This is a genomic window from Arcticibacter sp. (assembly GCF_053551015.1).
Genome location: NZ_JBMQOB010000009.1, coordinates 90162 through 116439 on the forward strand (window position 1 = coordinate 90162; position 26278 = coordinate 116439).

Sequence of the window (26278 nt, forward strand, 5' to 3'; positions counted from 1 at the left end):
AAAGTTATGTTTAAGCCTATTAAGCCGTTTTTTACTCTTCTGTTAATGGTGAGCCTGGCTGCCAAAGTTTCAGCGCAGGAAGATTTACCCGTTTACTTGAATGAAGCGAAACCTATAGAAGAGCGTATTGAAGATGCCTTGTCGCGCATGACGCTTGAAGAGAAAGTGAAAATGGTTCATGCACAATCCAAGTTTAGTTCTGCGGGGGTACCCCGTTTGGGAATTCCGGAGAACTGGATGACCGACGGCCCACATGGGATCCGGGCTGAGGTGTTTTGGGACGAGTGGGATCAGGCAGGATGGACGAATGATTCCTGTATTGCATTCCCTGCCCTGACCTGTCTTGCCGCCACCTGGAATAAAGAGATGTCTGCTCTTTACGGGAAGGTGATAGGAGAGGAAGCGCGCTACCGCAATAAAAATGTGCTCTTAGGGCCAGGGGTGAATATCTACAGAACCCCTCTCAACGGGCGAAATTTTGAATATATGGGAGAGGATCCCTTCCTCGCGTCGAGAATGGTAGTTCCGTATATTCAGGGCGTTCAGTCGAATGGGGTCGCAGCTTGTGTCAAGCACTTCGCCTTAAATAATCAGGAGACTGATCGTCACACCGTGAATGTCAACGTGGATGATCGCACGCTATATGAGATCTACCTGCCGGCGTTTAAGGCTGCAGTGCAGGAAGGGAAGGCCTGGGCTATAATGGGCGCATACAATAAGTATAAAGGGCAGTGGGCAGGACAGAATCAATTCCTGCTGAATGACATCCTTCGTGGGGAATGGAAATTCGATGGGGTAGTCGTATCTGACTGGGGTGGTATCAACGATACGAAGCAAGCCATCTACCATGGTTTGGATATGGAATTCGGGTCCTGGACAAACGGGCTTTCAGAGGGAGCATCCAACGCTTATGACAACTACTACCTGGCAAATCCTTTTCTTAAATTGTTGAAATCAGGGGAAGTGAAAGAAGAGGAGGTCGATAAGAAGGTACGTAATATCCTCAGACTGGTGTTCCGTACGAACATGAATACGAAAAGGCCGTACGGATCATTTGGCTCGCCGGAGCATGGCCTGGCAGGGAAGAAGATTGCACAGGAAGGAATTGTGCTGTTGAAGAATGCCAATAACAAGCTTCCTATTCAGCTATCGAAAGTAAAACGCGTGGCGGTGATCGGGGAGAACGCGGTTAAGGTAATGACTGTAGGCGGCGGAAGTTCTTCGTTGAAGGCCAAGTATGAGATCTCCCCACTGGAGGGACTCAGAAACCGGATCGGTAAAGAGGCAGAGCTTGTTTTTGCAAGAGGCTATGTTGGCGAGAAGCCTAAAGCGCAGGATGGTTTGAATACAGGGGATGTAGTAGAAACCCGTTCTTCAGAAGAGTTGAGTAAGGAAGCCCTTGATGCGGCGAGGAATGCAGATTTCGTCATCTTCGTAGGCGGTTTGAATAAAAATGACGGACAGGATAGTGAAGGGAACGACCGGAAATCTCTGGGACTACCTTATAATCAGGATAAGCTTATCAGCGCTTTAGCAAAGGTGAACAAGAATCTGGCGGTAGTGATCATCTCAGGGAATGCTGTAGCCATGCCATGGGTGAACGAGGTTTCGTCTATCGTTCAGGGCTGGTACCTGGGTTCTGAAGCCGGTAGTGCCCTCGCATCTGTATTGGTCGGTGATGTAAATCCATCAGGTAAGCTTCCGTTTACCTTTCCTGTAAAGCTGGAGGACAATGGAGCACATAAGTTGGGAGATTATCCCGGAAAAGGCGAGCAAACATACAATGAAGGCCTGTTTGTGGGCTATCGCTGGGCGGACAAGCATCAGATCAAGCCTCTTTTCAGTTTTGGTCATGGTTTAAGCTATACCAGTTTCGCGTATGGAAAAGCTTCCGCAGACGGGCGAGATTTGAATGCCGATGGGAAGATCACATTCTCTGTCCCTGTTAAAAATACAGGCAAGCGGGAAGGCCAGGAGGTTGTGCAGCTGTACATTCATGATGTACAGTCATCTGTCCCCCGCCCGCTTAAGGAATTGAAGGCTTTTGAGAAAGTCAGTTTGAAAGCAGGGGAAACGAAGATTGTTAAGTTTACGATAGATAAGAGTGCCCTGAGCTTCTTTGACGCCGGCAAGCACGACTGGGTTGCCGAGCCTGGTGAATTCAAGGCACTGATCGGTGCTTCTTCTACAGATATCCGGCAAACGGTTGGATTCAATTTACGATAAGGGATCTTCCGGGGGCGTGAGCACCCATAAAATAAAACAGGGCGGATAATCTTAGTAGAGATTATCCGCCCTGTTTGCGTTGAGGCTCTGCCGGTGTCAGGGTTTCACCAGATCAAATCCCCAGTTCTTTCCCTTTTCTGTTGCGGGAACACCTTTATCCATCCAAACAGGAATAGGAGCACCTTTAAGATAGTGATCGAAGAACTGTTGTTCGCGCTTCTGGATATCCTTTCGGTTTTGACGTTGTACCAGATTATGGGCTTCGTTATTATAGTTCAGCATCCAAACCGGTTTGTTCAGGCGTCTTAAAGCGGTGAACATCTCGATTCCCTGGTACCATGGCACGGCGCCGTCGGCATCATTAGCCATGATCGCCACAGGGGTGTTAACCCGATCAAGGAAGAACAAGGGGGAGTTTTCCTTGTATAGCTCCGGCTTTTCCCAAATGGTAGCACCTATGCGGCTTTGTGTTTTTTCGTACTGAAACTGTCTGCTCATCCCTGTCTCCCAGCGGATTCCACCGTAAGCGGAGAACATGTTGACGACGGGAGCTCCTGCCCATGCCGCTGCATACATGTTGGTGCGGGTGATCAGATGCGCTACCTGGTATCCACCCCAGCTTTGGCCTTGTATACCGATCCTGGATCCGTCAACCCAGCTGTTTTTCTTCAGCTCGTTTACGCCTGAATTGATGTATTCTTCGGCAGATCGTCCCGGGTAACCCGTTTCATACGAGATGTCCGGAGTAAATACCAGATAGCCATTGCTGACGAAGAAGGAGATATTCAATCTGGAGGGTGTTGGTGCCGGTGGAATATAGCGATTCAGATTGTCGGTAACCTTCTCATAAAAGTAAACGATCATCGGGTACTTCCGGTTGGGATCGAAGTTCTCAGGTTTGTATAATACGCCCTCGGCTGAATGGCTGGCAGGCGTATTCCATTTGACGAGTTCGGCGGTGCCCCAGGTATAGTCCTTCTGCCATGGATTGATGCTGCTTAGCTGACGTTCGGAAGAGAATGCCCGTGACACATATAGATCAGGTGACTGGGTATAGCTTTCTTTACGATAGATCATCAGGGAGCTTCCAGAAAGCAGGAACGGACGTGAATATCCTACCGGACCCATAGCTAACTTTCGCGGAGCGTTGTTAGCTGTAAGGGTGGTGCTGTACCATCCTGCTTCCTTTGTTATGTTGTTAAAGGCATCGAGGTATAAGGTTTTACCAGATTTTACGATATCGACATCCGGTTTCAATCTGTCTGTGCGACTTTTCTCCAGATCGTAGTAACGGAAGGTGATCTTGTTTTTTCTGCCGTATCCTGCGGTAACATTGTATGCGCCGGTGTTCTCGAGAGGAAACTTCCAGATATCGTACCGGTCATAGATCAGCACACTCTTGTCCTCCGCTTCAAATGCACAGAGGCCATAAGGAGAAGCTTGGTCTGGAACGTCGTTTTGCTCGTCGTAAAATGCCTGTTTCAGGTGGCCTGTGAGGGATTTCCGACTTTTAGTGTGCACATTGTAGGAATACCAGTTATTGTCATGGCGGTTGTACCATACGACATGCTTCCCAAGAGGTGAGAAGTCGGGTTTATCTTTAATCCCTTCGGCAATTTTGATTTTGCTTCCATCTTTCAGGGAGATCAGGTAGATGTCGCGATAGCCTGAACCTTCCCACTGGGTAGATATGCGATGTCCGGCATTGCTGTAGCCGAGAGCATAGTCTGCGTTCCCTTCATTGCCGGGTTGCAGCTCTGTTATATCTTCATCGGCAAGCTGCACGATGCGGGTGGGCTGATCCAGGTGGATAACTGCCCTGAAGCTGCGTTTCAATTCTTTTTCGAGGTTCTTCAGCTGCATCGGTTGCAGGTAGTCGTCCTTATAATTCCAGATGTCCAGCTTTGCATTTTCAAATTCGATCAGGCTGGTATCTTTAGGTGTGGCTATCCTGGAGGTGCCAAAGAATAGTTTTTTGCCGTTGGCGCTGAACGTCGTTTTTCCGTTCGGACTTACTTCCCAGTCTTTCGGTATGCCTGGGGTGGCACTGCCGGCAAGGACTTTTACGCTGTCCATTTTCAAGGTAAAGTATCCGAGTTCCTGTTTCTTCACATCCGGCTTTTTGACGCGCGTTTCCATGGTGAAGGCGAGTTGTGTTCCGGCTTCGTCGAAAGCAAGATTGCCGTAGTCGCTCCGGCCCTCAGACACACGGTGTGTGGTTGCGCGTGGGGTATCATAGACGTATAGGCCACTGCGGGATGTAGAATCTTTTTTAGAAGCTGCAGTAATATAGGCCAGCAGTTTTCCATTGTTACTCCAGATGAACTCTTTCACATTGGTGATCCGCTTTTCCGCTTTGGTGATCAGCTGGTAGATGATCAGGTCAGCTCCGGCCTTTTTAGTACTGTCTGTTGGGTGCAGCTGGATCGCTACAGCCTGTGAAGATCGTTCGGGTAGTGAAAAGGACTTTACGTTTGAAAATTTTTTTACTCCGGGCTTTCCATTTTCCACTATGCCGAGGGAGTCTTTGGGCATATCGAAAGGCTTCTTTTTCTTTATCCGGGCTGTACGGACTTCCTGAAAAAAGGGGTTGATCAGAAAGATAGTAAATTGAGAGTTGGCGCTAAATGTAGCCTCTTTTACACGTGGAACATGCACAACATGATTTCCGCTCAGGGAATGAATCCTGAGTTCAGCATCTCCCTCCTGGGGTACAACTGAGTAGGCTACCCATTTCCCGTTTTTAGATATTTCTTCAGACGAGACGGACTGCCAGCGGTCATAGACGCCATGATCAAGAGGTTTTTTGGGAGTTTGCGCTACCGCAAGCATGCCGGAGAAGCAAAGGCTTAAGAGCAGACCTAATTTCATATGATTTGCTTTGATTATAAAAAACAGAAGGCCGGGAGCCTTGGTGGTCCCGACCTTCTGTAAAATTGGAAATTATTATTTTATTTCGCTATTGAAGTCAGTTTCTTTCAACGGAATTTTCCATGTCCACCGGTTATTTTCTTCAGGCCTGGTGGTAATAGCCAAGGCTGCGATGAAGTTTCCACCATTAGTAGTAGATTTGCGGACGATCGGGTCTCCCCAGCGTTTCATATCGAACCAATCGAATCCTTCGCCCCAAAGCTCAATAGCTCTGTAAGTTTTGATTTCATCAAGTAAAGCCGTTCCAGTCTTTGTGCAGGTATACTGAGGATCGCGACCACTTGATTTGTTTAATCCCTCCAATACCGCCTGAATTTCGGCCGCAGGCTTGTTCTGAAAATATTTAGCTTCTGCTTCGATGAGATACATTTCAGCAGAACGGAAATGGTTCAGGTGACCTACACCCGGAAGATCCTGGGCCTTGATCTTGAACTGCATGTAGGCGTAGACTGCCGCATCAGATTGTAACGCAGGATAGTCCTTGCGTGCCTTCGCCGCCAATGCCCCATCAGCCAGTCCGGAAGAGATCGTGTAGGTGTACCCTTCAGGATTCAGGAAAAGAGACTTACGAATGTCTGTCGACGGTATTTTGGTATACAGATCTTTGCTGATGATCTTAGGGAATGTTCTTACAGCACTTGCACTGGAATTGTACCCGATATAAGAGAAGAATGAAAAGAAATAGAGGGATTCATCAGATGCTCCGTAACTGCTCCAGATCCATTCCTTTGTTGGTAAAGAGAATCCTGATGTGTATTCTGCATTGCTCATCAGCGGGTAGCCGGCACGTGCCTTCACTGCATTGGATTCAGCAGCGGCGTAATCCTGACGGTTCAGTGCAGCTCTTGCGTAGGTTGCGTATGCCACGCTGATATCCGGGCTAAAGTTATTATTTCTCTTTAAGCCAGATGAGGTGTACAGGGAAATTGCCTGATTAAGGTCTTCGTAGATCCGGGAATAGGTTTCGCCTAAAGTAGAGGTCGGCATGTCGCCAGTAGATTCATCCAGTCGCAGTACCAGACCCTGTGAAGCTCCGTTGTTTGAATCGCTCCATCTGTTTCCATATAATTGAGCCAGCATCATATAGCTGTAGGCACGGAAGGTTAAAGCTTGAGCCTTAATGAATTCTTTCTCTGCTTGAGGACCCTGAGCGGCATCTACGCGGGCTACGATCGCATTCGCATTAGCTATAATCTTATAGTAGTAATACCATGGATAATAGTTGTAGATACTGGCAGTAGACTCATTATATGTGTTGTTTATAATGGGCGCCCAGCCCGGAAGGTTAACAAAGAAATGATTACCAGGGTAGTTACCATAGTACATCTTGATTGTTCCTTCTCCGTTGAAGCCCTGGCTATCCAGGTATTGCTGGGTCATCATTTTCGCCAAGCCGTTTACTGCCAGAGCAGCATTCTTTGTTGTTGAGAAAACGGTACTTGTGGCAGTGGCATCCGTCGGTTTGGTATCCAGATACTCTTTCGAACAAGAGGAAAGAGCCAGTGCCGCCAGTAAAATGTAAACTTTAAATATTTTCTTCATCACTTTAAATTCTTATAGTTTGATATTCAATCCCAGTGAAAATACGCGAGGTGTAACGAAAGCGTTGTCAGCCACTCCATTGAATGCCTGCTGCGGGTTCATTCCCTGTAGTTTGGTGAAAGTTGCCAGGTTTTCGACTCCGGCATTTACGGTCATTCCGTTTACATCCAATCTCGACATCCAAGTCTTTGGAAGATTATAGCTCAATGAAATATTCTTCACGACCAGATAGGACGCATCCTGCAGGAAGCGGGTTGAAAGCGCCTGGTTATTTCTGTTGCTTCTGGCGAAGTCAACCACCGGGATACCATCCGGATTAATACGGTTTGCAGATGTTGCGGTCATCCCTTCTGGGACGCCATCCCATGCTTTCAATAGGTCTTTATGCAGCGCACTAACGGTCCCCGACATAGACATCAGCGAGTTATACGAGTAATCCAATGTTTTGCCCCCTAAAGAATACGTAAATAGGGCCGACAGTGTTAGATTCTTAACCGATAAAGAGGTATTGAAGCTACCGAACACATCAGGAATTGCGCTTCCGCTCCAGTCTCTGACTCCATAAGTGCTGAAGTTGGTGTAGTACTGGTCTCCAATCTGCACGAGGTTTGCTGCCGGGATAGCCGCAGCTTTCGGGTTTGACTCACTTACGTTGTAGGCCTTGGTATCTGGTAAGTATAAGGCATCTCCGGTCATCTGGTCAACCCCAACGAATTGGTATGCCCAGAAGTCGTAAACGCTGTGTCCTTCCATGTATTTCTTGGTACCGCTGATAATACCATTTGCCCTGTTTTGCTCAGGAAGCTCAATGATCTTGTTCTTGATGAAAGTTGCATTTATACCAAAATTCCAACGAAGGTCCTGGGCCTTCAGGATATCGACATCTGCAGTAACTTCAATACCTTTGTTTGATACCACTCCTATATTCTGCAGGATAGTTGATTCTGGTTTCGTGGTTGACGTAGCTCCGGCTGAAAGCGCCAGGTTAACATCGAATAGCAGATCTTTTGATCTTTTGTCGAAGTACTCCACATTGAAGTTTACCTTATTAAACAGGCGACCTTCAATGGCGGTACTTAGTGAGCCGAGAGACTCCCATTTTGCATTTTCTGCTGCATTTTGAGATTTATAGAGTGCTGCCAGGTTTGCATTTTGATCTATACGGTATAAGGCATAATGTGCATAATATTTAGCACTTGCATCGTTACCGACCTGACCGTAAGACGCCCTGAATTTCAGGTCATCCACTTTTCCATCCAAAGATTGCATGAAATCTTCCTTCGAGATGATCCAGCTTCCTCCCAGGGACCAGAATTGACCCCATCTGGTATTTCTGCTGAATCGCGCTGTTCCATCACGGCGGAATGAAGCTTCAGCGAAGTATTTGGAGGCATAGTTGTATTTCGCACGGCTTAAGAAACTTTCCAGTCTGTAATTATCCTGATAATCGTAAAGGTCGGTAATGTTTGTAAAGTTAATCAGTTCGGGAGCACCTGCAAAAGTCTCTTTGGTCTTGAAACCGAACATGTAGTTCTGGTTGAAATAGTAATTTTCATGACCTGCCAAGATGTCGACACGGTGATCTCCGAAATTTTTTCCGTAGTTCAATAACTGCTGTACGGTATAATTCTTATTGCGGTAGATCTCGCGGGTTGCGCGGCCTGCGTTTCCTGCTCCGTCACCAATGATCGCATTGTCGTAGCTTTGGTTTTCGCTGGTCCTAACATTCAAATCCCCTTTCAGTGTAAGGGTGAAGTCCTTCAGGAAATTGATGTCTACATAAGCCTGTCCATTCAGCGTATTTCTGAATGTGCGGTCCTTGTTGAGTTCGTTTTCCCAGATCACGTGGCGGCTGGTGTATTGAGGGCGTGCGAATCGCGATCCGCCGTCATACTGCTTTTCGCCATTTTCGTCGAGAATATACTCACCTGTCGCAGGATCATGCAAGTGCACTGGGTAAATAGGGGCAATCTGGCGTGCATACATGAACGGATTCGCGTATGACGCAGCATCTTCGGCCTTTCCTGTTACCTGATTGGATTGTTGGTGTGATCCAGCAAGGGATAAACCCGTCTTGATCCAATCTTTCGGAGTAATATCGCCATTGACCCTTCCTGAGAAACGGTTGAAGTCAGACCTCTTAACAAAGCCTTTTTCGTCCAGATAGCCTCCAGAGAAATAGAGATTACTTTTTTCAGTAGCTGTAGCACCACTTATATTATAGTCCTGCCGGGTTCCCTTTCTTTCGATCGGTGCAAACCAGTCCAGATCGTCCTTGTATCCGTCAAGAATAGCAGCATCTGCCACCAGCTTGCCATTTTCATCAAAAAGCTTGTTAGCCGGTTTGTTGTAGATGTTGTATTTCAGATAGTCAGATACGAGTGATCTGGAAGCCTCTGTATTTGCAGATGCAACAGTAGGATATGTTTTAGAATTGGATGTCAGCAATGAATTCCGGTAGCCTTTCCACATCGTTTCCATGTATTCGTTCGCATTCAGACGCTCATATTCAGGAATCCCCCTGGTATAAACACCCTGGTTGATGATGGCATTCAGGCTTCCACGTTTGTTAGATCCTTTCTTTGAAGTGATGATCACAACACCGTTAGAGGCACGGTTACCATAAAGAGCAGCAGATGTTGCATCTTTTAGAACAGAAATACTCTCGATATCGTTAGGATTGATGTCAGAGATATTTCCGCCATACGGAACCCCGTCCAACACTATAAGAGGATCGTTGCTTCCATTCACGGATGAAAAACCTCTGATACGGATCGTTGCATCTGATCCGGGTTGTCCGAAGGTGTTGTTTACCTGAATTCCGGGTGAAGATCCTTCAAGAACTCCTGTGACGCTGGACACAGGTCTTTTCTCAATGTCTTTGGCCGAGACCGAGGAAACTGCTCCGGTTAAGGATTCTTTAGTGGCAGTTCCGTAGGCTACAACGACTACTTCATTAAGGCTCTGATCAGCAGTTTTCAGGCTGATTTTTACAGCTTTGCCAGGCGTCGCAGTAACTTCTGCGGATTCGTAGCCGATGTAAGTGAATACAACGACCGACTGGGTTCCTTTAATAGGCAGGTTGAACTGTCCGTTTGCTGCTGTTTGTGTGCCGTTAGTAGTTCCTTTTTGTTTCACGCTCACTCCTGGAAGTGGCATGCCATCTGCAGCATCAATTACCGTCCCGGTAATTGTTTTCGTCTGCGCCTGAGCCGTGCCCAGTAGCAATAGTGCAATAAATAATGTGTGTAAAAGTTTTTTCATTTACTTTTTGTTTCGCTTAATCGGGCGAAAGTATCAAATTTTTAATGTCTACAATAAAAGATTGCAATTTTGAAAATATAAGTAACCAAATAATTTTTTTCTCGTAAAAGCCGCCCGTTTGGTCTGTGGTATTGTAGTAATCTGTAAACCAGTACATATCTGAGGTCTTTGCATTGCTCTTAGGCGACTTGTGCCTGTTTATTCCGGCAATGTACCTGTGGCTTCCCCGAGAGCAGGCTCTTGTACAGCTAGCTTTTAGGTGAGTTCGAGATGAACAGATGTTGAGAGTGGTTTTCGCGTTCAGGTTGTGCTGTTTCAAAATAAATTTTTTCACTTTTTCCTGGGAAATCATACGGATTCATACATTCGGACTCACCTAAATTTTTGTCATGAAGACAACTTTATCTAAACTTTTAATCGCAGCAGTATTATGCTGTACGTTCAGTTCATGTGCCACTGTCTTTGGCGGCAGAGTTACGCAGGTGCAAAGAACAAAACCTGCTCCGGGAGAGCCATCCCGTCCGATCAGAGCGGTCGCCTTAATCGCAGACATTCTTTTATTCTGGCCGGGTGCTGTAGTGGATTTTGCTACAGGGGCCATCTACAAGCCAGAGGGCTCTGCCAAGCTGGAGAAAAAGGACGACAGGCGGGAAAACTCAGCGAGTATCGTTTCGGAAACAGAAGTAACATCAAACTAGTCAAAAGAGCCGGGTAATTCCGGCTCTTTTTGTATCAGATGTAGAATGATTGTCTGATTTCTGCATGCTGCTGATCCTGAAGTCTGAAAAAGTTTCGATCTTCGGAAAACACTAATCGGGAGATTGAAACGTTTTCCGTGTATATTTATTAGAATGAAGAAATTATTATTGACGGCACTTGCCTTATCACCACTGGTGATCTTTGCACAAGGTTCGCCATACAAGATCAAAGGGAAAATTGGCTCATTTAACACGCCAGCTAAAGTATTTCTGCTTTACCAGGACGGAGGGACTTCGGTTACTGACTCGGCAGCTGTCGTTAACGGTAACTTCTCTTTCGAGGGAAGTATTTCAGAACCAAGTTCAGGCTTGATCGTTATGGATGCTAAAGGCGTGGGATTTGATTCTCTCAAGTCCACTTCGAAGCCCGACATGCTGAGGTTCTACGTGCATAAAGGGGAATATTCCATTGAAGGCAAGGATTCGCTTGCGACAGCTTCGATCAAGGGAAGTAAAGTCAATACAGAGAATAAGATCCTGAGCGGCAGACTTAAAGATTTATCCGCACAGTTTACTGCATTAGATGCTGAGTACCAGGCGGCATCTGCGGAAAAGAAAGCTTCACAGGAATTTGTAGGAGAATTGCAGAGCAGGTTGGAGAAGCTGCAGGAAAAACAAAAGGAGATTTTAACTCAGTTTGTTAAGGAAAACCCAACGAGCTATGTGAGTGTGAATTCCATCCTTTCTATTGCTGGCCGGGATCCTCAGGCATCAGAGCTTGATCCGCTGATCAAGTCTTTAAGCCCGGAATTGCAGAAGTCAGCCGCCCTTCAGTCTCTCATAACGGCTATGGAAGCCGGTAAGAAAACCGCAATTGGTGCGATTGCGATGGATTTTACGCAAAATGACCCGGATGGAAAGCCGGTTAAGTTGTCGGATTTTAAAGGTAAGTATGTGCTGCTTGATTTCTGGGCATCATGGTGCGGACCCTGCAGACAGGAGAATCCGAATGTTGTACAGGCATACAACAAATACAAGGACAAAAACTTTACCGTACTGGGTGTGTCGCTCGATCGTCAGAATCAGCGGGACGCATGGCTGAAAGCTGTTAAGGATGACGGCCTGACATGGACCCAGGTATCGGATCTGAAGTTCTGGAATAATGAGGTTGCGAAGATGTATGGTATCCGTTCGATTCCTCAGAACTATCTGATTGATCCGACCGGGAAGATTGTTGCGGTAAATCTCAGGGGAGCTGACCTGGAGAAGAAGTTAGCGGAACTGCTATAAAGGAAAAGTAGGTTATGCAAAAACGGGGATCTAATATTAGCTCCCCGTTTTTGTTTTATCTCTTTGAGATCTCAGGTTATCAGATCAGGTCGAAGCCAATGTCTGCACGGAAATATCGCCCGTCGAAATAGATCCTGCCTGCATCCGCAACAGCTTGCTGCACGGCATCAAAAAGGTTGTCCTGTAACGATGTTACAGCCAGAACCCGTCCGCCGGCAGTTTTTACGAGGTTATCTTCCAATATGGTGCCGGCATGAAATGCAAGAGAATCTCTGAGGTTTTCGATGCCGGAAATGGTTTTCCCTTTCATGTATTCTCCGGGATACCCACCTGCTACAAGCATGACCGTCGCCGCGGTCTTGTCGGATATGATCAATTCTTTTTCTGCCAGGTTTTCGTTTGCAACCCCTAAAAGAAGGTCGAGGAAATCGCTTTCTATGCGAGGAATCACGCTTTCTGTTTCAGGGTCTCCCATGCGAACATTGTATTCGATCACGAAAGGCTCGCCATCCTTGTTCATTAGTCCGATGAAAATAAAACCCTTGTATGGAATCTGGTCGATTTTTAATCCGTTGATTGTAGGACGAATGATATCGTTCTCGACCTTCTCCATAAATGCCTTGTCTGCAAATGGAACTGGGGAGATGGAACCCATTCCGCCAGTGTTCAGGCCTGTATCTCCTTCGCCGATGCGCTTATAGTCTTTCGCTTCCGGCAGGATTTTATAGGAATGTCCGTCAGTAAGAACGAATACAGAAAGTTCTATTCCTGTTAGAAATTCCTCTATGACAACTTTGCTGCTTGCTTCTCCGAATTTGGCATCCTGAAGCATGGCAATCAATTCAGATTGTGCTTCTTCAGTCGTTTGGCAGATCAGCACCCCTTTTCCTGCAGCCAAGCCATCTGCTTTCAGTACAACGGGAAGTCTGTGAGTTTCCAGATACGCCAGTCCTTCATTGAGTGTATGAATGGTGAAGGACGCAGAAGCGGCTGTTGGAATAAAGTGACGGCGCATGAAAGCTTTAGAATATTCTTTGCTGCCTTCCAGCTTGGCTCCCTCCTCGCGCGGACCAATCACGGGGATGGTCTTCAGGTCTTCATCTGCGAGAAAATAGTCATGAATTCCCTTTACAAGAGGCTCTTCCGGACCAACGACCACCAGGCTGATATTGTTTTCGAGGACAAAGCTACGAATACCTTTGAAGTCGGTCACTTTCAGGTTTACATTCTGGCCGTATGCGGCAGTTCCGGCATTTCCCGGAGCAATGAATAGTTCATCACAGAGGGGGCTTTGAGTTATTTTCCAGGCAAAAGCACTTTCCCTTCCGCCTGAACCAAGTAAAAGAATGTTCATTTAGCAAAGATATAGGAATTGAGGAAAGGAGAAAGGAGTTTATTTCAGGATGGTTAGGAGTGTGCTGTACGGCATCCAGATTACTGTTGATATTTCCGCTTGGGTATATACTCGGTATATTCGAGCTAACTAACAGGAGCATTGATCTTCTGATCAGTGAAATCGCCACGATGACGGAAACACAGTTTGTCGGCCACTTATAACATGTTCAAAACTGCTGTAAGGAAATCGCTGGGAAGCGCTGCGGGTGGCCTCTTTTCCACGTGCCTGTAAAAACATCTGCCGGTTGCTATTAAATGCAATATCCCTCTTCTAAATCGATCGAAATCATTAATTTCGCTCATTATTATGTCAAATTGGCCGATGTGCTTTACGATGGCGCAGTTGTTGGTCAAATGACACCATTATCAAATTACACATGTTAGGATTTTTAAATAAACTATTCGGAAGTAAATCTGATCGCGATATAAAACAGATTCAACCTATCGTTGAAAAGATCAAAGCGGTTTACCCTACTCTGGCGATCTTATCGGATGATGAGCTTCGGGGAAAGACATTCACATTCAAGAACATTATTAAAGAGGCGCTTGCTGAAATTGATAGTGAAATATCCAGCCTGAAGGAACAGGCGGAAGCTCCCGAGCTTTCAATGGATGCGAAAACTGATCTCTACGAGTCAATCGATAGATTAATTAAAGATCGTGACAAAGAGCTTGAGCGTGTACTGATGGATATCCTTCCGGAAGGTTTCGCTGTTGTTAAGGAGACTGCACGAAGGCTGACAGAAAATAAAAAGCTGGTTGTAACGGCTAATGACTTTGACAGGGATCTGGCGGCACGTAAGCCAAATGTTGTTATTGAAGGCGACAAGGCCATTCACCATAATACCTGGATCGCTGCAGGAACGGAAGTGACCTGGAATATGATCCATTACGACGTTCAGCTGATCGGTGGTATTGTTCTTCACCAGGGTAAAATCGCCGAGATGGCAACGGGTGAGGGTAAAACCTTAGTGGGTACATTGCCTGCTTACCTGAATGCATTAGCTGGTAACGGTGTACATATTGTGACGGTGAATGATTATCTCGCCCGACGTGACTCGGAGTGGAACGGTCCATTATTCGAGTTCCACGGCATGACGGTGGATTGTATCGACAAGCACCAGCCAAATTCAGCAGAACGCCGCAGGGCATATCTTGCTGATATCACCTTTGGTACAAATAACGAATTCGGCTTTGACTATCTGAGGGATAATATGACTCAGAATAAGGAGAGCCAGGTGCAACGTAAGTTGCATTTTGCCATGGTCGATGAGGTTGACTCCGTATTGATTGATGATGCGCGTACACCTTTGATCATCTCCGGACCTATTCCAAAGGGTGATGAGCATGAATTTTATGATTTAAAACCAAGGATCGAGCGACTGGTAAATGTTCAGAAGAACTATATCACCGGCGTTTTGAACGAGGCTAAAAAGCTTATTGCAGAAGGCAAAACAGGCCCGACAGAAGGTGGTCTGGCTTTATTACGTGCACACCGTGGTTTACCGAAGAATAAGGCGCTGATCAAATTCCTGAGTGAACCAGGAATTAAGCAGATCCTGATGAAGAGCGAAAACTATCACATGCAGGATCAGAGCAAGGAAATGCCAAAGGCAGATGCTGAGCTTTTCTTTGTGATTGATGAGAAACATAATCAGGTTGAGCTGACAGAAAAGGGAATTGAGCTGATCACTACATCAGGAGAGGATGCTCACTTTTTCGTAATGCCTGACGTGGGTACAGAGATCGCTGAAATTGAGAAGTCTACTTTAAGCAATGAGGAAAAGATTGCGAAGAAAGACGAGCTTATGCGTGATTTCTCCATTAAATCGGAGCGTATTCACTCGGTTAACCAGCTGCTAAAAGCATACACTTTATTTGAACGTGATGTTGAGTACATCATTGACGAAGGTAAGATCAAGATCGTAGACGAGCAGACCGGCCGTATCATGGATGGTCGTCGCTACTCAGACGGTTTGCACCAGGCTATTGAGGCGAAGGAAAATGTGAAGGTTGAAGATGCGACGCAGACCTATGCTACGATTACCCTGCAGAACTACTTCAGAATGTATCACAAGCTTTGTGGTATGACCGGTACTGCGGTAACTGAGGCAGGTGAGCTTTGGCAGATCTATAAGCTGGACGTTGTGGAAATTCCTACCAACGTGAAGACTCAGCGCAAGGACATGGAGGATAAGGTTTATCGTACCATGCGCGAAAAATATAACGCAGTTGCAGATGAGATCACTGCCTTGACACAGGCGGGCAGACCGGTACTCGTAGGTACTACGTCTGTTGAAATATCGGAGCTGTTAAGCCGTATGCTGAAATTAAGAGGCATCAAGCACAACGTACTGAATGCGAAGCTGCACCAGAGAGAAGCTGATATCGTAGCTGAAGCAGGTACGGCGGGTACTGTTACCATTGCTACCAACATGGCAGGTCGTGGTACGGATATCAAGCTCGGCCCAGGCGTGAAAGACGCGGGAGGTTTAGCTATCGTTGGTACTGAACGACATGAGTCAAGACGTGTTGACCGTCAGCTACGTGGTCGTGCGGGACGTCAGGGAGACCCGGGCTCATCTCAGTTCTTCGTTTCACTGGAAGATAACCTGATGCGTTTGTTCGGTTCTGAGAGGATCGCGAATATCATGCTTCGCATGGGTATCGAAGAGGGAGAAGTGATCCAGCATTCGATGATCACCCGTTCTATCGAAAGAGCACAGAGAAAAGTAGAAGAGAACAATTACGGTATACGTAAGCGTTTGCTGGAGTATGATGACGTAATGAACTCACAGCGTACTGTTGTGTATACCAAGCGCCGGAATGCTTTGTATGGTGAGCGTCTGGAAGTGGATTTGAGTAATACCTTCTATGATACCGTTGAAGATATTGTAACAGAATACAAGGAGACAGCGAATTACGAGGGATTTCAGATGGAGATCATCCGCGTGTTCTCCCTTGATCCGGAAGTTGACCACAGGGAGTTCACTGAAACTTCTATTCCGAAATTAGCGGAGCGTGTGTTTAACAAAGTTTCTGATTTTTACGCACGTAAGAAAGAGGCAATAGCCGGCCAGGCTCTGCCGGTGTTACAGCAGGTATATCAGGAGCGCGGTGATATGATTGAGAATATTATTGTGCCGTTTACTGATGGTATCCGGGGACTTCAGGTTACCGCTAACTTAAAGAAGGCAGTAGAGACTGAGGGACGTGAGGTGTTCAGAGTGTTTGAAAAGACAGTTGTTCTGGCTCTGATCGACGATGCCTGGAAAGAGCATTTGCGTGAAATGGATGAGTTGAAGCAATCTGTACAGAACGCTGTTTACGAGCAGAAAGATCCGTTGGTGATTTATAAGATGGAGGCGTTCAACCTCTTTAAGCAAATGCTGATCTCTGTCAATAAGGATGTAGTTAGTTTCTTGTACAAAGGCGGAATTCCGATGCAGGAATCAGAGGAGGTACGCGAGGCGAGACCTCAGCCTAAGCAGGATATGTCGAAGCTGACGGTTTCGAAGCCTGAACTTGCTGCAGTAGCAAATGATGGCGGTGCTATTCCGGGAATGGAAGATACACGTGAACCTCAGAAGCAAATGCCTGTACGTGCAGAGCAAAAAATTGGAAGGAATGATCCATGTCCTTGCGGAAGTGGCAGAAAATATAAGAACTGTCATGGTGCAGGCTTAGAATAAATTATTAAGATGTTAAAAGATAAAATCCGACAATTGGCGGAGAATATTTACGGCGATGTAGTAACACATCGCCGTTTTCTGCATTCTAACCCTGAACTATCGTTTCAGGAGTTTAATACGGCAGCCTTTGTAAAGTCCTGTCTGGACGAACTGGGCATCAGCTGGCATCCTTTAGCTGGAACCGGAGTAGTGGGTATTATCAAGGGGGACAAACCCTCTGATGAAGTAATCGCTCTTCGGGCAGACATGGATGCGCTACCCATCACGGAGCAGAATGACGTGCCTTATAAGTCGCAGAATGAGGGCGTGATGCATGCTTGCGGACATGATGTTCACACATCGTCATTGCTGGGAACTGCACGTATCCTGCAGAGCCTGAAAGCCGAATTTGGAGGAACCGTAAAGCTGATATTTCAGCCGGGTGAAGAGAAACTTCCCGGAGGAGCCAATATGATGATCCAAGAAGGCGTGCTGACGAATCCGGAGCCACAGGCAATTATCGGGCAGCATGTGATGCCGCTTATCGACGCGGGAAAAATCGGAATCCGGCCAGGCAAGTATATGGCCTCTACAGATGAAATCTATGTTACTGTAAAGGGTAAAGGAGGTCATGGTGCACAACCACAGGAGAATATTGATCCTGTAGTGATAGCGGCCAATATTATTGTCTCCCTGCAGCAGATCGTCAGTCGTATAGCCGACCCGCGGCTTCCCACAGTACTGTCTTTTGGGAAGGTGATTGCTAATGGTGCAACTAATGTTATTCCTAATGAGGTTTACCTGGAGGGGACTTTCAGGACCCTCGATGAGAAGTGGCGTGCTGAGGCTCATACACGAATGAAGAAGATGGCGGAGTCCATCGCTGAGGGAATGGGCGGAAGCTGCGAGTTCAATATCGTAAACGGATATCCTTTTCTTATTAATGAGGAGAAACTGACTGCAGAGATCCGTCTTTATGCTGAAGACTATCTGGGGAAAGAGAACGTTGAAGATTTGAACATCTGGATGGCTGCCGAAGATTTTGCGTATTACTCGCAAGTGACGGATGCATGTTTTTACCGTCTAGGAACGCGGAACGAAGAGCGGGGTATTACATCCTCTGTACATACGCCAACCTTTGATATTGATGAGACCGCACTGGCATGTAGCACCGGCTTGATGGCGTATATGGCTGTTAAGCGTTTGGGGAATTAATATGATGAATCGACTGATCCTGTTTTTATTGCTTTTCGCCGGTACAGCGGGTGCGCAGGAGTACAAGCGCTTTAACCCGGACACGGTTCTTACGGTGCAACTGGACTCAGCAGTGAGTGTTGTGGGTGAACGTATCAACGTACAGATGTTCATCAATAAGGTGACATCTGATACAAGCTTTTATGAGGCGTTCAGAAATATGAAGCGTTATAGCTTTACGGCAGAAAACCGGGTGTTTACGTTCGATAAGAAGAACAGAACAGAAGGTAAGATCTACCGTAAAATCTTTCATAATAACGCCGGCAAGTACAAGCAGGAGATCCTGGCGAAACAGGATAGCGGCAAGCTTTTAAAAAAGAATGGCAAATACCAGTTATATACCGTTGAGATGTTTGATTACATCTTTATGAATGCATACAATTCGGACTTTGTAAAAAGCGAGTCGGCATCTGATGCAAAGAAGAAGGGAAATGAGTCTTATAAGGATAAGTTAAAGACACTTCTTTTTACGCCGGGGAAGCCTGTTAAAGGGGTGCCCATTATCGGAGATAAGACACAGATTTTCAGTGCCAACATGAGGCAGTATTATGATTATACCTTCTTTAACGGAACTTATCTCGACTCTATTCCTATTTATACATTTCGTGTGAAGGTAAAGGATGACCTGTCGGGCTGGACCAAAAGCGGACTGATGATTAAGGAGCTGAATACGATATTCGATAAACGGAATATGCAGATATTGGGACGTTCTGTGGATATGAAGTACGGGAACCTGGCATTTGACTTTGACGTGAAGATGAATATAGAGATGGGATATTTTGACAAGGGAGAATCCATCCTTCCTACTAAAATATCATACCAGGGAAACTGGGATATTCCATTTAAGAAGGAGGAGCGGGCAAGCTTTCTCATCCTCCATAAGGGCTACAAAAGAGAAAAATAGCAGGTTTTTCTATGATTCCAAAAGAGACAGTCGATAAGATCCTGGAAGCAGCGAGGATTGAAGAGGTGGTGGGAGACTTTGTGCATCTCAAGAAAAGAGGTACCAGTCTGATCGGCTTATGTCCCTTTCATAATGAGGCGACTCCGTCCTTCCATGTCTCTGTAAGCAAAGGTATATACAAGTGTTTTGGCTGCGGCAAGGGAGGTGATTCGACCCGGTTCATCATGGACCATGAGAAATATTCATACCCCGAAGCGCTCCGATATATTGCGAATAAATACAATATTGCAGTAGAAGAGGTTGTTCAATCTCCTGAGAGGCAGGAGGCTGACCAGCGTCGTGAAAGTCTATATGTAATATCCGCACGCGCAGGAAAGTTCTTTCAGGACACCATGTGGAACACCGATGAGGGTAAAACCATCGGGTTGGGTTATTTCAAGGAGCGTGGTTTTCGGGATGATATCCTCAAGAAGTTTGAGCTTGGATATTCACCGGATTCCTGGGATGCGTTTATAGAGACGGCTCTCCGCGAAGGGTATAAAGAAAATTTTATAGAGGATGCCGGCCTTGCTATCCGAAACGATAAGGGACGGCTGTATGACCGGTTCAGGGCGAGGGTATTATTTCCCATACATAGCTTCACCGGCAGGATCATTGGATTTGGCGGAAGAACACTGAAGACCGATAAAAAGGTCCCCAAATATGTCAACTCTCCCGAGAGTGAAATCTATCACAAATCCGACGTTCTATATGGTCTTTATTTCGCGAAGAAGGCTATCCGGGATGCAGATAACTGCTATTTAGTTGAAGGGTACGCCGACGTGCTTTCTGTGCACCAGGCGGGTATTGAAAATGTGGTGGCCTCATCGGGTACATCGCTGACTTCGGGGCAGGTTCGCCTGATCGGGCGTTTTACGAAGAATATTACCATTCTGTATGATGGTGATGCCGCGGGTATCAAAGCATCATTACGCGGGCTCGACATGATCCTGGAGGAAGGGCTGAACGTGCGTGTTGTGCTGTTCCCTGACGGGCATGATCCCGACTCGTACGTACATAAGCTCGGCAGTTCAGCTTTCAAGAGCTATATCGAGAAGAATCAAAAAGATTTCATTCTGTTTAAGACCTCCATTCTTTTGCGGGATGCGGGTAATGACCCTATCAAGAAGGCAGGTGTTATCAGGGAGGTGGTGGAAAGCATTGCCAAAATTCCCGATAGTATCAAGGCTTCGGTTTTCGTGAGGGAATGCAGCTCCCTGATGCAGATTGATGAGCGTTCATTGATTACGGAGCTGAACAAGCTGCGTCAAGGTAAGATGAGGACTCCGCGGCAGGAAGAGCCGGTGCCATTGCCTCCGCCGGATGAAATGGATTTCGGTGCAGAGACACGCGTGGCGGAGCAGCTGCAAGAAAGGGAGATCGTCCGGTTGCTCTTAAACTACGGTCATGAACTGGTGCACTGGGATGGAATAACGGACACCTATATTGCGCCCTATGTGATCTCGAATATGGCGGATGTCTCATTTGATGATCCGGTATGTAAGGCGATTATTGCCGAATATGCCGCCCGTATTGAGCAGGGAGAACTGCCGACCGTTCAGGATTTTATCCAGAGCCAGGATCAGCAAATTGCCGACCTTACGGTTTCGCTGATGTCTTCCCCTTATGTGCTGAGTGACAATTGGTACGATAAGCGGAAGATCTATGTGAAAAATGAAACGGAGAATATGCGCGCCACTATTCTGGGGGGGATATTTCATCTGAAGAAGAGAAAGGTCGACGATATTTTGAAAAGCATCCGGGATGAGATACAGAACGAAAAGGATGAGGATAATCAAATGATCCTGATGCAGCGCTACTTACGTGTCAAGGAAGTCGAGAAGGGGATCAATAGCTTTCTGGGTTCTGTAGTTGTAAAATAATGGCGGAACATAATCAGCTTGGTCAATATGGAGAAGGGCTTGCTGCTGATTATCTGCAGGAGCTGGGTTTCCGGATTATCGCCAGGAACTGGACCTTTGGAAAAGCAGAAGTAGACATAATAGCGTCTTTTGACCGTTATATTGTTTTTGTTGAAGTTAAAACCCGGTCGGGTACCGAGTTCGGGTTACCGGAAGATTTCGTGTCGCCATCCAAACAGAAACGTTTGCAGTGGGCTGCGGAAGGCTATATTTATCAGCATGATTACAGGGGAGAGATTCGTTTTGATATTGTATCTGTGTTGTTTGATTCGAGAGGAAAATATAAGATTAACCATATCGAAGATGCGTTCTGGGGATAATTACTAAAGTTTAAATGAAAAAGACTGCTATTATATTTTGTTTGTTCGTTTCTGTGTTTGCATCCTGCAAGCGAGAGTTGACCCAATCGGCGTATTTTGTTTCGCCGGAGGAGGGGAACCGCATCAAACGGGGTAGTACCCTTACCTTGCGCTTAGGTGACGTTGGTACATTCGATTCTGTACAATATCTGCTGGATACCACCTATGTAGGAAGTAAGCAGGATACCGGAGCACTGAGTGTTTCCTCAGCCAATCTGGGTTTGGGGATCAGGATAGTGACAGCGAAGATTTTTCACGGCGATGATGTGAAGGAGACAAGCACAAACGTAGTTGTATTGCCTGAAAACGCTCCTCTGCGTTATACCTATCAGGTTGTAAATTCCTTTCCACATGATTCTTCTGCTTACACACAAGGGCTCGAATATCACGAGGGCATCTTTTATGAAAGTGATGGAGGATATGCGTCGCAAGGGGACATAGGAGGGTCAAGTCTGAGAAAGGTGGAACCAACAACAGGAAAGGTGCTGAAGAAACTGGATATGCCGGAGAACGTTTTCGCAGAAGGAATTACGCTGGTTGGGGACAAGCTGATTCAGCTAACCTGGCAGAACCGGATCGGCTTTGTTTACAACAAGTCGACTTTCGAGAAGCTGGCAGAGTTTCCGTACCAGGCGAGTGCTGAAGGCTGGGGACTGTGTTTTGACGGCACCAAGATCTATAAGTCGGATGGGTCGAACAGGATCTACACACTTAATAAAGACAGCTATCTTGAAGAGGGCTATGTAGAGGTTTATGATCAGAATGGACCAGTTGAGATGCTGAATGAGCTTGAATGGATAGACGGGCAGATCTACGCCAACGTATATGAGACAGATCGGATCGTCAGGATCGATCCGCGTAGCGGAGCGGTGACCGGTGATATCAATATGGCGGGTTTACTTCCTGCGAAGGATCGCTTCGAGAATACGAATGTGCTGAACGGCATTGCCTGGGACGCTCAAGGAAAGCGGTTGTTTGTAACCGGGAAGAAATGGAATACCTTATTTGAAATCAAACTCAAGGAAGTCCAATAAAGAAACTGTTGAATAACAAAAAGGGCCGGATTCTATTTCCGGCCCTTTTCTGTTATTATGATCTCCACTCTTTGTATTGGTTGATTAAGCCATTTGTTGATGAGTCATGGGAGCTGATCGATTGGTCGTCTTTCAACTCCGGAAGAATTTTGTTTGCCAGCTGCTTGCCGAGCTCTACGCCCCACTGGTCGAAGCTAAAGACATTCCAGATGATTCCCTGTACGAAGATCTTGTGCTCGTACATCGCAATCATAGCACCCAGGGTTTCAGGAGTGATCTTCCTGAGGAGGATGGAGTTTGTAGGTCTGTTACCAAGAAATACTTTGAATGGCGCGAGGGTAGCGATTTCGCTCTCAGATTTTCCGGCAGCTTTTAGTTCTGCAATAACTTCTTCCTCTGTTTTTCCATTCATCAGCGCTTCTGTTTGGGCGAAGAAGTTGGATAGCAAAAGGGTATGATGCTCGCCAATTGGATTATGCGACTGCGCGGGAGCGATGAAGTCACAAGGAATCATTTTTGTCCCCTGATGGATCAGCTGGTAAAAGGCATGCTGGCCATTTGTGCCTGGTTCTCCCCAAATGATGGGGCCGGTTTCATAGCTCACTGCATTACCGTTGCGGTCGACATATTTACCGTTACTTTCCATATCACCTTGCTGGAAATATGCAGCAAAACGATGCATGTACTGGTCGTACGGAAGAATTGCGTGGCTTTCAGCTTCGAAGAAGTTGTTGTACCAGATCCCTAAAAGGGCGAGTATGACTGGAATATTCTGTTCAAACTCAGTTTCCTGGAAGTGCTTGTCCATGGCGTGTGCGCCGGAGAGCAGTGCCTTAAAGTTCTGGAACCCGATGCCGAGGGCTATGGATGTGCCGATTGCACTCCAGAGCGAATAGCGGCCACCTACCCAGTCCCAGAAGCCGAACATATTGTTTGTGTCGATTCCGAATGCTGTAACTGCCTGCGCATTGGTAGACAAGGCTGCGAAATGCTTGGCAACATCAGCTTCTGTTGCACCTGATTGGAGGAACCAGTTGCGGGCAGAATGTGCGTTTGCCATTGTTTCCTGTGTAGTGAACGTTTTTGACGCGATCAGAAACAAGGTTGTTTCAGGATCTATGGTTTTCAGCGTTTCCGCGATGTGGGTTCCGTCAACATTAGAAACGAAGTGCAGGTTCAGGTGATTTTTGTAGGCTTTAAGAGCTTCGGTTACCATTACAGGACCCAGGTCAGAACCCCCGATACCGATATTGACTACGTCAGTGATCGGTTTGCCCGTATAACCCTTCCATGAACCACTGATAACAGATTCGGTAAAGGTCTCCATTTTGCCGAGGACCTCGTTAATATCCGGCATTACATCTTCCCCATCCACTAATACAGGAGTGTTGCTCTGGTTGCGCAATGCGGTGTGAAGAACCGCGCGGCCTTCCGTCTCGTTAATCTCTTCTCCGTTAAACATCGCATTGATCGCATCCTTCAACCCGCATTCATGTGCCAGCTGAATAAGCAGGGCCATGGTCTTGTCGGTAATGCGGTTTTTTGAATAATCAAGAAGGATATCGCTAAACTGGATGGAGAACTTTTCGAAGCGAAGAGGGTCCTCGCTGAAGAGATCTTTCAAGTGTTTTTCGCTTATATCAATCAGGTGATCAGATAAATATTGGTAAGATTTTGTGTCTGTAAAGTTTACTCTAGGAAGCATATGCTTTTATTTTAAGCGAATATAAAACTCCTTTTTTAATTTCTACCTTTGTTCCATGACTAAAGAACAATTGCAGGATTTGAGGGATAGAGCAGCTTCCCTGAGGAGGCATCTTTGACATTGACCGGAAGCTTGATGAATTACATCAGGAACAGGAGCTGTCATTAACTCCTGATTTCTGGGACAACCCTAAGAATGCAGAGAAGGTTTTGCATTCCATACAATCAAAAAAAGTTTGGACAGATGGTATCGTCAAGGTTGAAACAGCCATTGAGGATACGGCGGTAATGCTGGAATTTTTTCAGGCGGGCGAAGCCGATGAAGCCGAGTTGAAAGAGCAGTATTCGAATACGCTTGAGCTCTTAGCAGAGCTGGAGTTTAAGAATATGCTCAGCTCTGAGGAAGATCAGCTGAATGCGGTATTACAGATTACCGCAGGAGCAGGAGGAACGGAGAGCTGTGACTGGGCCTATATGCTGATGCGTATGTACATTATGTGGGCTGAGAAAAATGGCTATAAGGTATCGGAGCAGGATTTGCAGGAGGGTGAGGTTGCAGGAATTAAGTCTGTAACGCTGCAGATTGACGGCGAATTTGCCTATGGCTACTTAAAAGGCGAGACGGGAGTACATCGTTTGGTGCGCATTTCTCCATTCGATTCAAATGCCAAGAGGCATACCTCTTTTGCATCTGTGTATGTATACCCCTTAGTTGACGATACGATTCAGATCGACGTTAATCCCGCAGATATCGAATTTGAAACGTTTCGATCAGGCGGAGCAGGTGGTCAGAACGTGAACAAGGTAGAAACTGCGGTTCGCCTGTACCATAAGCCATCTGGTATTATTATCAAGAACCAGGAGTCCCGCTCTCAGCTACAGAACAAAGAAAATGCGATACGCTTACTGAAGTCGCAGTTGTATGAAGCTGAATTGCGTAAGCGCATGGAGACGACAGCGGCGATTGAGGGATCTAAAAAGAAAATTGAATGGGGATCGCAGATCAGAAACTATGTGCTGCACCCGTATAAGCTGGTAAAGGACCTTCGGACGAATCATGAGACTTCAAATGCTCAGGCCGTTCTTGACGGCGACCTGAACGATTTTCTGAAAGCTTATTTGATGGAGTTTTAAGTTCCAACCCTTGTATTAAAGGGTTGGGGCTTGCCCTTCGACAGCTTCGATCAGCTCCGCTATTTCCTGGACTTTCGCCTCATTACCTGCTTTGACGTAAGAAGAGGTGAGGTTTCTCAGTACGCGCCTGATTATGTCTACGTTTGAACACGGCTCGTAGTAATGTTTTTCAGGCTTCAGGCTGAGTTGTTTAAGAAACGAATCGACGTCTCTCTTTCCGAATATAAATCCCTTGTTGAATGCATTTATATAGAACAGGATCTGTTCGTCCTCGGGCACTTCTTCCGACTCGTCTACATAGGCCAGGATGAAATGCTGGGGAAGGTTGACTCCGTAAACCGGTATGTCGAGCTTCTGCGCAATGATGGAATAGATAACCGCAAGTGAGATCTGGTTCCCTTTTTTGCTTTCGAGCACCTGGCTGATATATGAATTATTAGGGTCCTGATGATTGCTTGTGTTGCCGGTAAAGCCGTAGTTCTGATAAAATACATGGTTGATTAATTTTATCTTTTCGGCAGGGCTCATCTCATAGATCATCTGCAGCCAGATATCTCTTTTGATTTCTTCTATCTGGTTGATGATCTTCTGGGGATCCATATCCGGAAACTGGTACCGGTTGATAATGATCATACCTTCCAGAATGTCAAAAGCTCCACTCTGATACCAGAGTTTCAGTTCATTCTTTACTTCACCGAACTGAATTTTATGCACCAGGTTTTCTATTCTTTGCTGAACAAGTACATCGAAAGATTGCTCCCATGAGGATTCGAGAAAGCCTATTATTTCACTGCCGTAAGATAAAATCCGTTCTTCAACATGCCTGGAAATATCCTCATCAGGATCATCCAATAATTTGACCAGTGCTTCTAATTCCTTGTTCATCGGGATCTCATGTTAGAATTTATTAA

16 protein-coding genes are annotated in these 26278 nt (G+C 46.2%); 10 read left to right on the forward strand and 6 right to left on the reverse strand.

Features of this window, described 5'->3' with window-relative positions:
- Nucleotides 1-6 precede the first annotated feature (6 nt).
- On the forward strand, nucleotides 7-2226 hold the full coding sequence (locus ACO1NU_RS05820; protein WP_448817526.1) for a glycoside hydrolase family 3 C-terminal domain-containing protein: 2220 nt from the start codon (nucleotides 7-9) through the stop codon (nucleotides 2224-2226).
- A gap of 96 nt (nucleotides 2227-2322) precedes the next feature.
- On the opposite strand, the gene ACO1NU_RS05825 is transcribed toward ACO1NU_RS05820, so the two are convergent.
- The 3 genes from ACO1NU_RS05825 to ACO1NU_RS05835 form a co-directional block, all read right to left on the reverse strand.
- A complete protein-coding gene (locus ACO1NU_RS05825; protein ID WP_448817527.1) occupies nucleotides 2323-5097 on the reverse strand; it encodes a prolyl oligopeptidase family serine peptidase in 2775 nt (924 codons plus the stop codon).
- 75 nt (nucleotides 5098-5172) lie between these two features.
- Nucleotides 5173-6699 (reverse strand): RagB/SusD family nutrient uptake outer membrane protein, encoded by a 1527-nt coding sequence (locus tag ACO1NU_RS05830; RefSeq protein WP_448817528.1) that lies wholly within the window; start codon nucleotides 6697-6699, stop codon nucleotides 5173-5175.
- A 12-nt stretch (nucleotides 6700-6711) separates the two neighbouring features.
- Nucleotides 6712-9963: a SusC/RagA family TonB-linked outer membrane protein gene (locus ACO1NU_RS05835; RefSeq protein WP_448817529.1), complete on the reverse strand. Its 3252-nt coding sequence runs from the start codon at nucleotides 9961-9963 to the stop codon at nucleotides 6712-6714.
- A 389-nt stretch (nucleotides 9964-10352) separates the two neighbouring features.
- On the opposite strand from ACO1NU_RS05835, the gene ACO1NU_RS05840 reads away from it, so the two are divergent.
- Both ACO1NU_RS05840 and ACO1NU_RS05845 read left to right on the forward strand, forming a co-directional pair.
- Complete coding sequence (locus ACO1NU_RS05840; protein ID WP_448817530.1) at nucleotides 10353-10661, forward strand: hypothetical protein; 309 nt, start codon at nucleotides 10353-10355, stop codon at nucleotides 10659-10661.
- A 153-nt stretch (nucleotides 10662-10814) separates the two neighbouring features.
- A complete protein-coding gene (locus ACO1NU_RS05845; protein WP_448817531.1) occupies nucleotides 10815-11951 on the forward strand; it encodes a redoxin domain-containing protein in 1137 nt (378 codons plus the stop codon).
- A gap of 79 nt (nucleotides 11952-12030) precedes the next feature.
- Here the strand turns inward: ACO1NU_RS05845 and purD are convergent, their stop codons facing one another.
- Nucleotides 12031-13305, reverse strand: coding sequence for a phosphoribosylamine--glycine ligase (gene purD / locus ACO1NU_RS05850; RefSeq protein WP_448817532.1), 1275 nt, complete (start codon nucleotides 13303-13305; stop codon nucleotides 12031-12033).
- 418 nt (nucleotides 13306-13723) lie between these two features.
- Between purD and secA the strand changes: the two genes are divergently transcribed.
- From secA to ACO1NU_RS05880, 6 genes are read left to right on the forward strand one after another with little or no spacing between them, the layout of a single operon-like run.
- Nucleotides 13724-17038 (forward strand): preprotein translocase subunit SecA, encoded by a 3315-nt coding sequence (gene secA, locus ACO1NU_RS05855; protein WP_448817533.1) that lies wholly within the window; start codon nucleotides 13724-13726, stop codon nucleotides 17036-17038.
- Between the two features lie 9 nt (nucleotides 17039-17047).
- On the forward strand, nucleotides 17048-18232 hold the full coding sequence (locus ACO1NU_RS05860) for a M20 metallopeptidase family protein (RefSeq protein ID WP_448817534.1): 1185 nt from the start codon (nucleotides 17048-17050) through the stop codon (nucleotides 18230-18232).
- Between the two features lie 4 nt (nucleotides 18233-18236).
- Entirely contained in the window at nucleotides 18237-19175 is a 939-nt protein-coding gene (locus ACO1NU_RS05865; protein ID WP_448817738.1) for a hypothetical protein, read from the forward strand.
- An 11-nt stretch (nucleotides 19176-19186) separates the two neighbouring features.
- Nucleotides 19187-21097, forward strand: a complete 1911-nt coding sequence (dnaG, locus tag ACO1NU_RS05870; protein WP_448817535.1) for a DNA primase — start codon at nucleotides 19187-19189, stop codon at nucleotides 21095-21097.
- Complete coding sequence (locus ACO1NU_RS05875) at nucleotides 21097-21456, forward strand: YraN family protein (protein WP_448817536.1); 360 nt, start codon at nucleotides 21097-21099, stop codon at nucleotides 21454-21456. The genes dnaG and ACO1NU_RS05875 overlap by 1 nt, the downstream gene beginning before the upstream one ends.
- Before the next feature lie 14 nt (nucleotides 21457-21470).
- Nucleotides 21471-22529 carry a glutaminyl-peptide cyclotransferase gene (locus tag ACO1NU_RS05880; RefSeq protein ID WP_448817537.1) on the forward strand — a complete coding sequence of 353 codons (1059 nt, stop codon included), beginning with the start codon at nucleotides 21471-21473 and terminating at the stop codon, nucleotides 22527-22529.
- Between the two features lie 55 nt (nucleotides 22530-22584).
- On the opposite strand, the gene pgi is transcribed toward ACO1NU_RS05880, so the two are convergent.
- Complete coding sequence (gene pgi / locus ACO1NU_RS05885) at nucleotides 22585-24234, reverse strand: glucose-6-phosphate isomerase (RefSeq protein WP_448817538.1); 1650 nt, start codon at nucleotides 24232-24234, stop codon at nucleotides 22585-22587.
- Between the two features lie 55 nt (nucleotides 24235-24289).
- Between pgi and prfB the strand changes: the two genes are divergently transcribed.
- A protein-coding gene (gene prfB / locus ACO1NU_RS05890) for a peptide chain release factor 2 (RefSeq protein ID WP_448817539.1) occupies nucleotides 24290-25367 on the forward strand; the annotation gives its coding sequence in 2 pieces (ribosomal slippage) (nucleotides 24290-24349 and nucleotides 24351-25367; 1077 coding nt in all).
- A gap of 15 nt (nucleotides 25368-25382) precedes the next feature.
- Here prfB and ACO1NU_RS05895 read toward each other — a convergent pair.
- A complete protein-coding gene (locus ACO1NU_RS05895) occupies nucleotides 25383-26252 on the reverse strand; it encodes a transglutaminase-like domain-containing protein (RefSeq protein ID WP_448817540.1) in 870 nt (289 codons plus the stop codon).
- Nucleotides 26253-26278 lie beyond the last annotated feature (26 nt).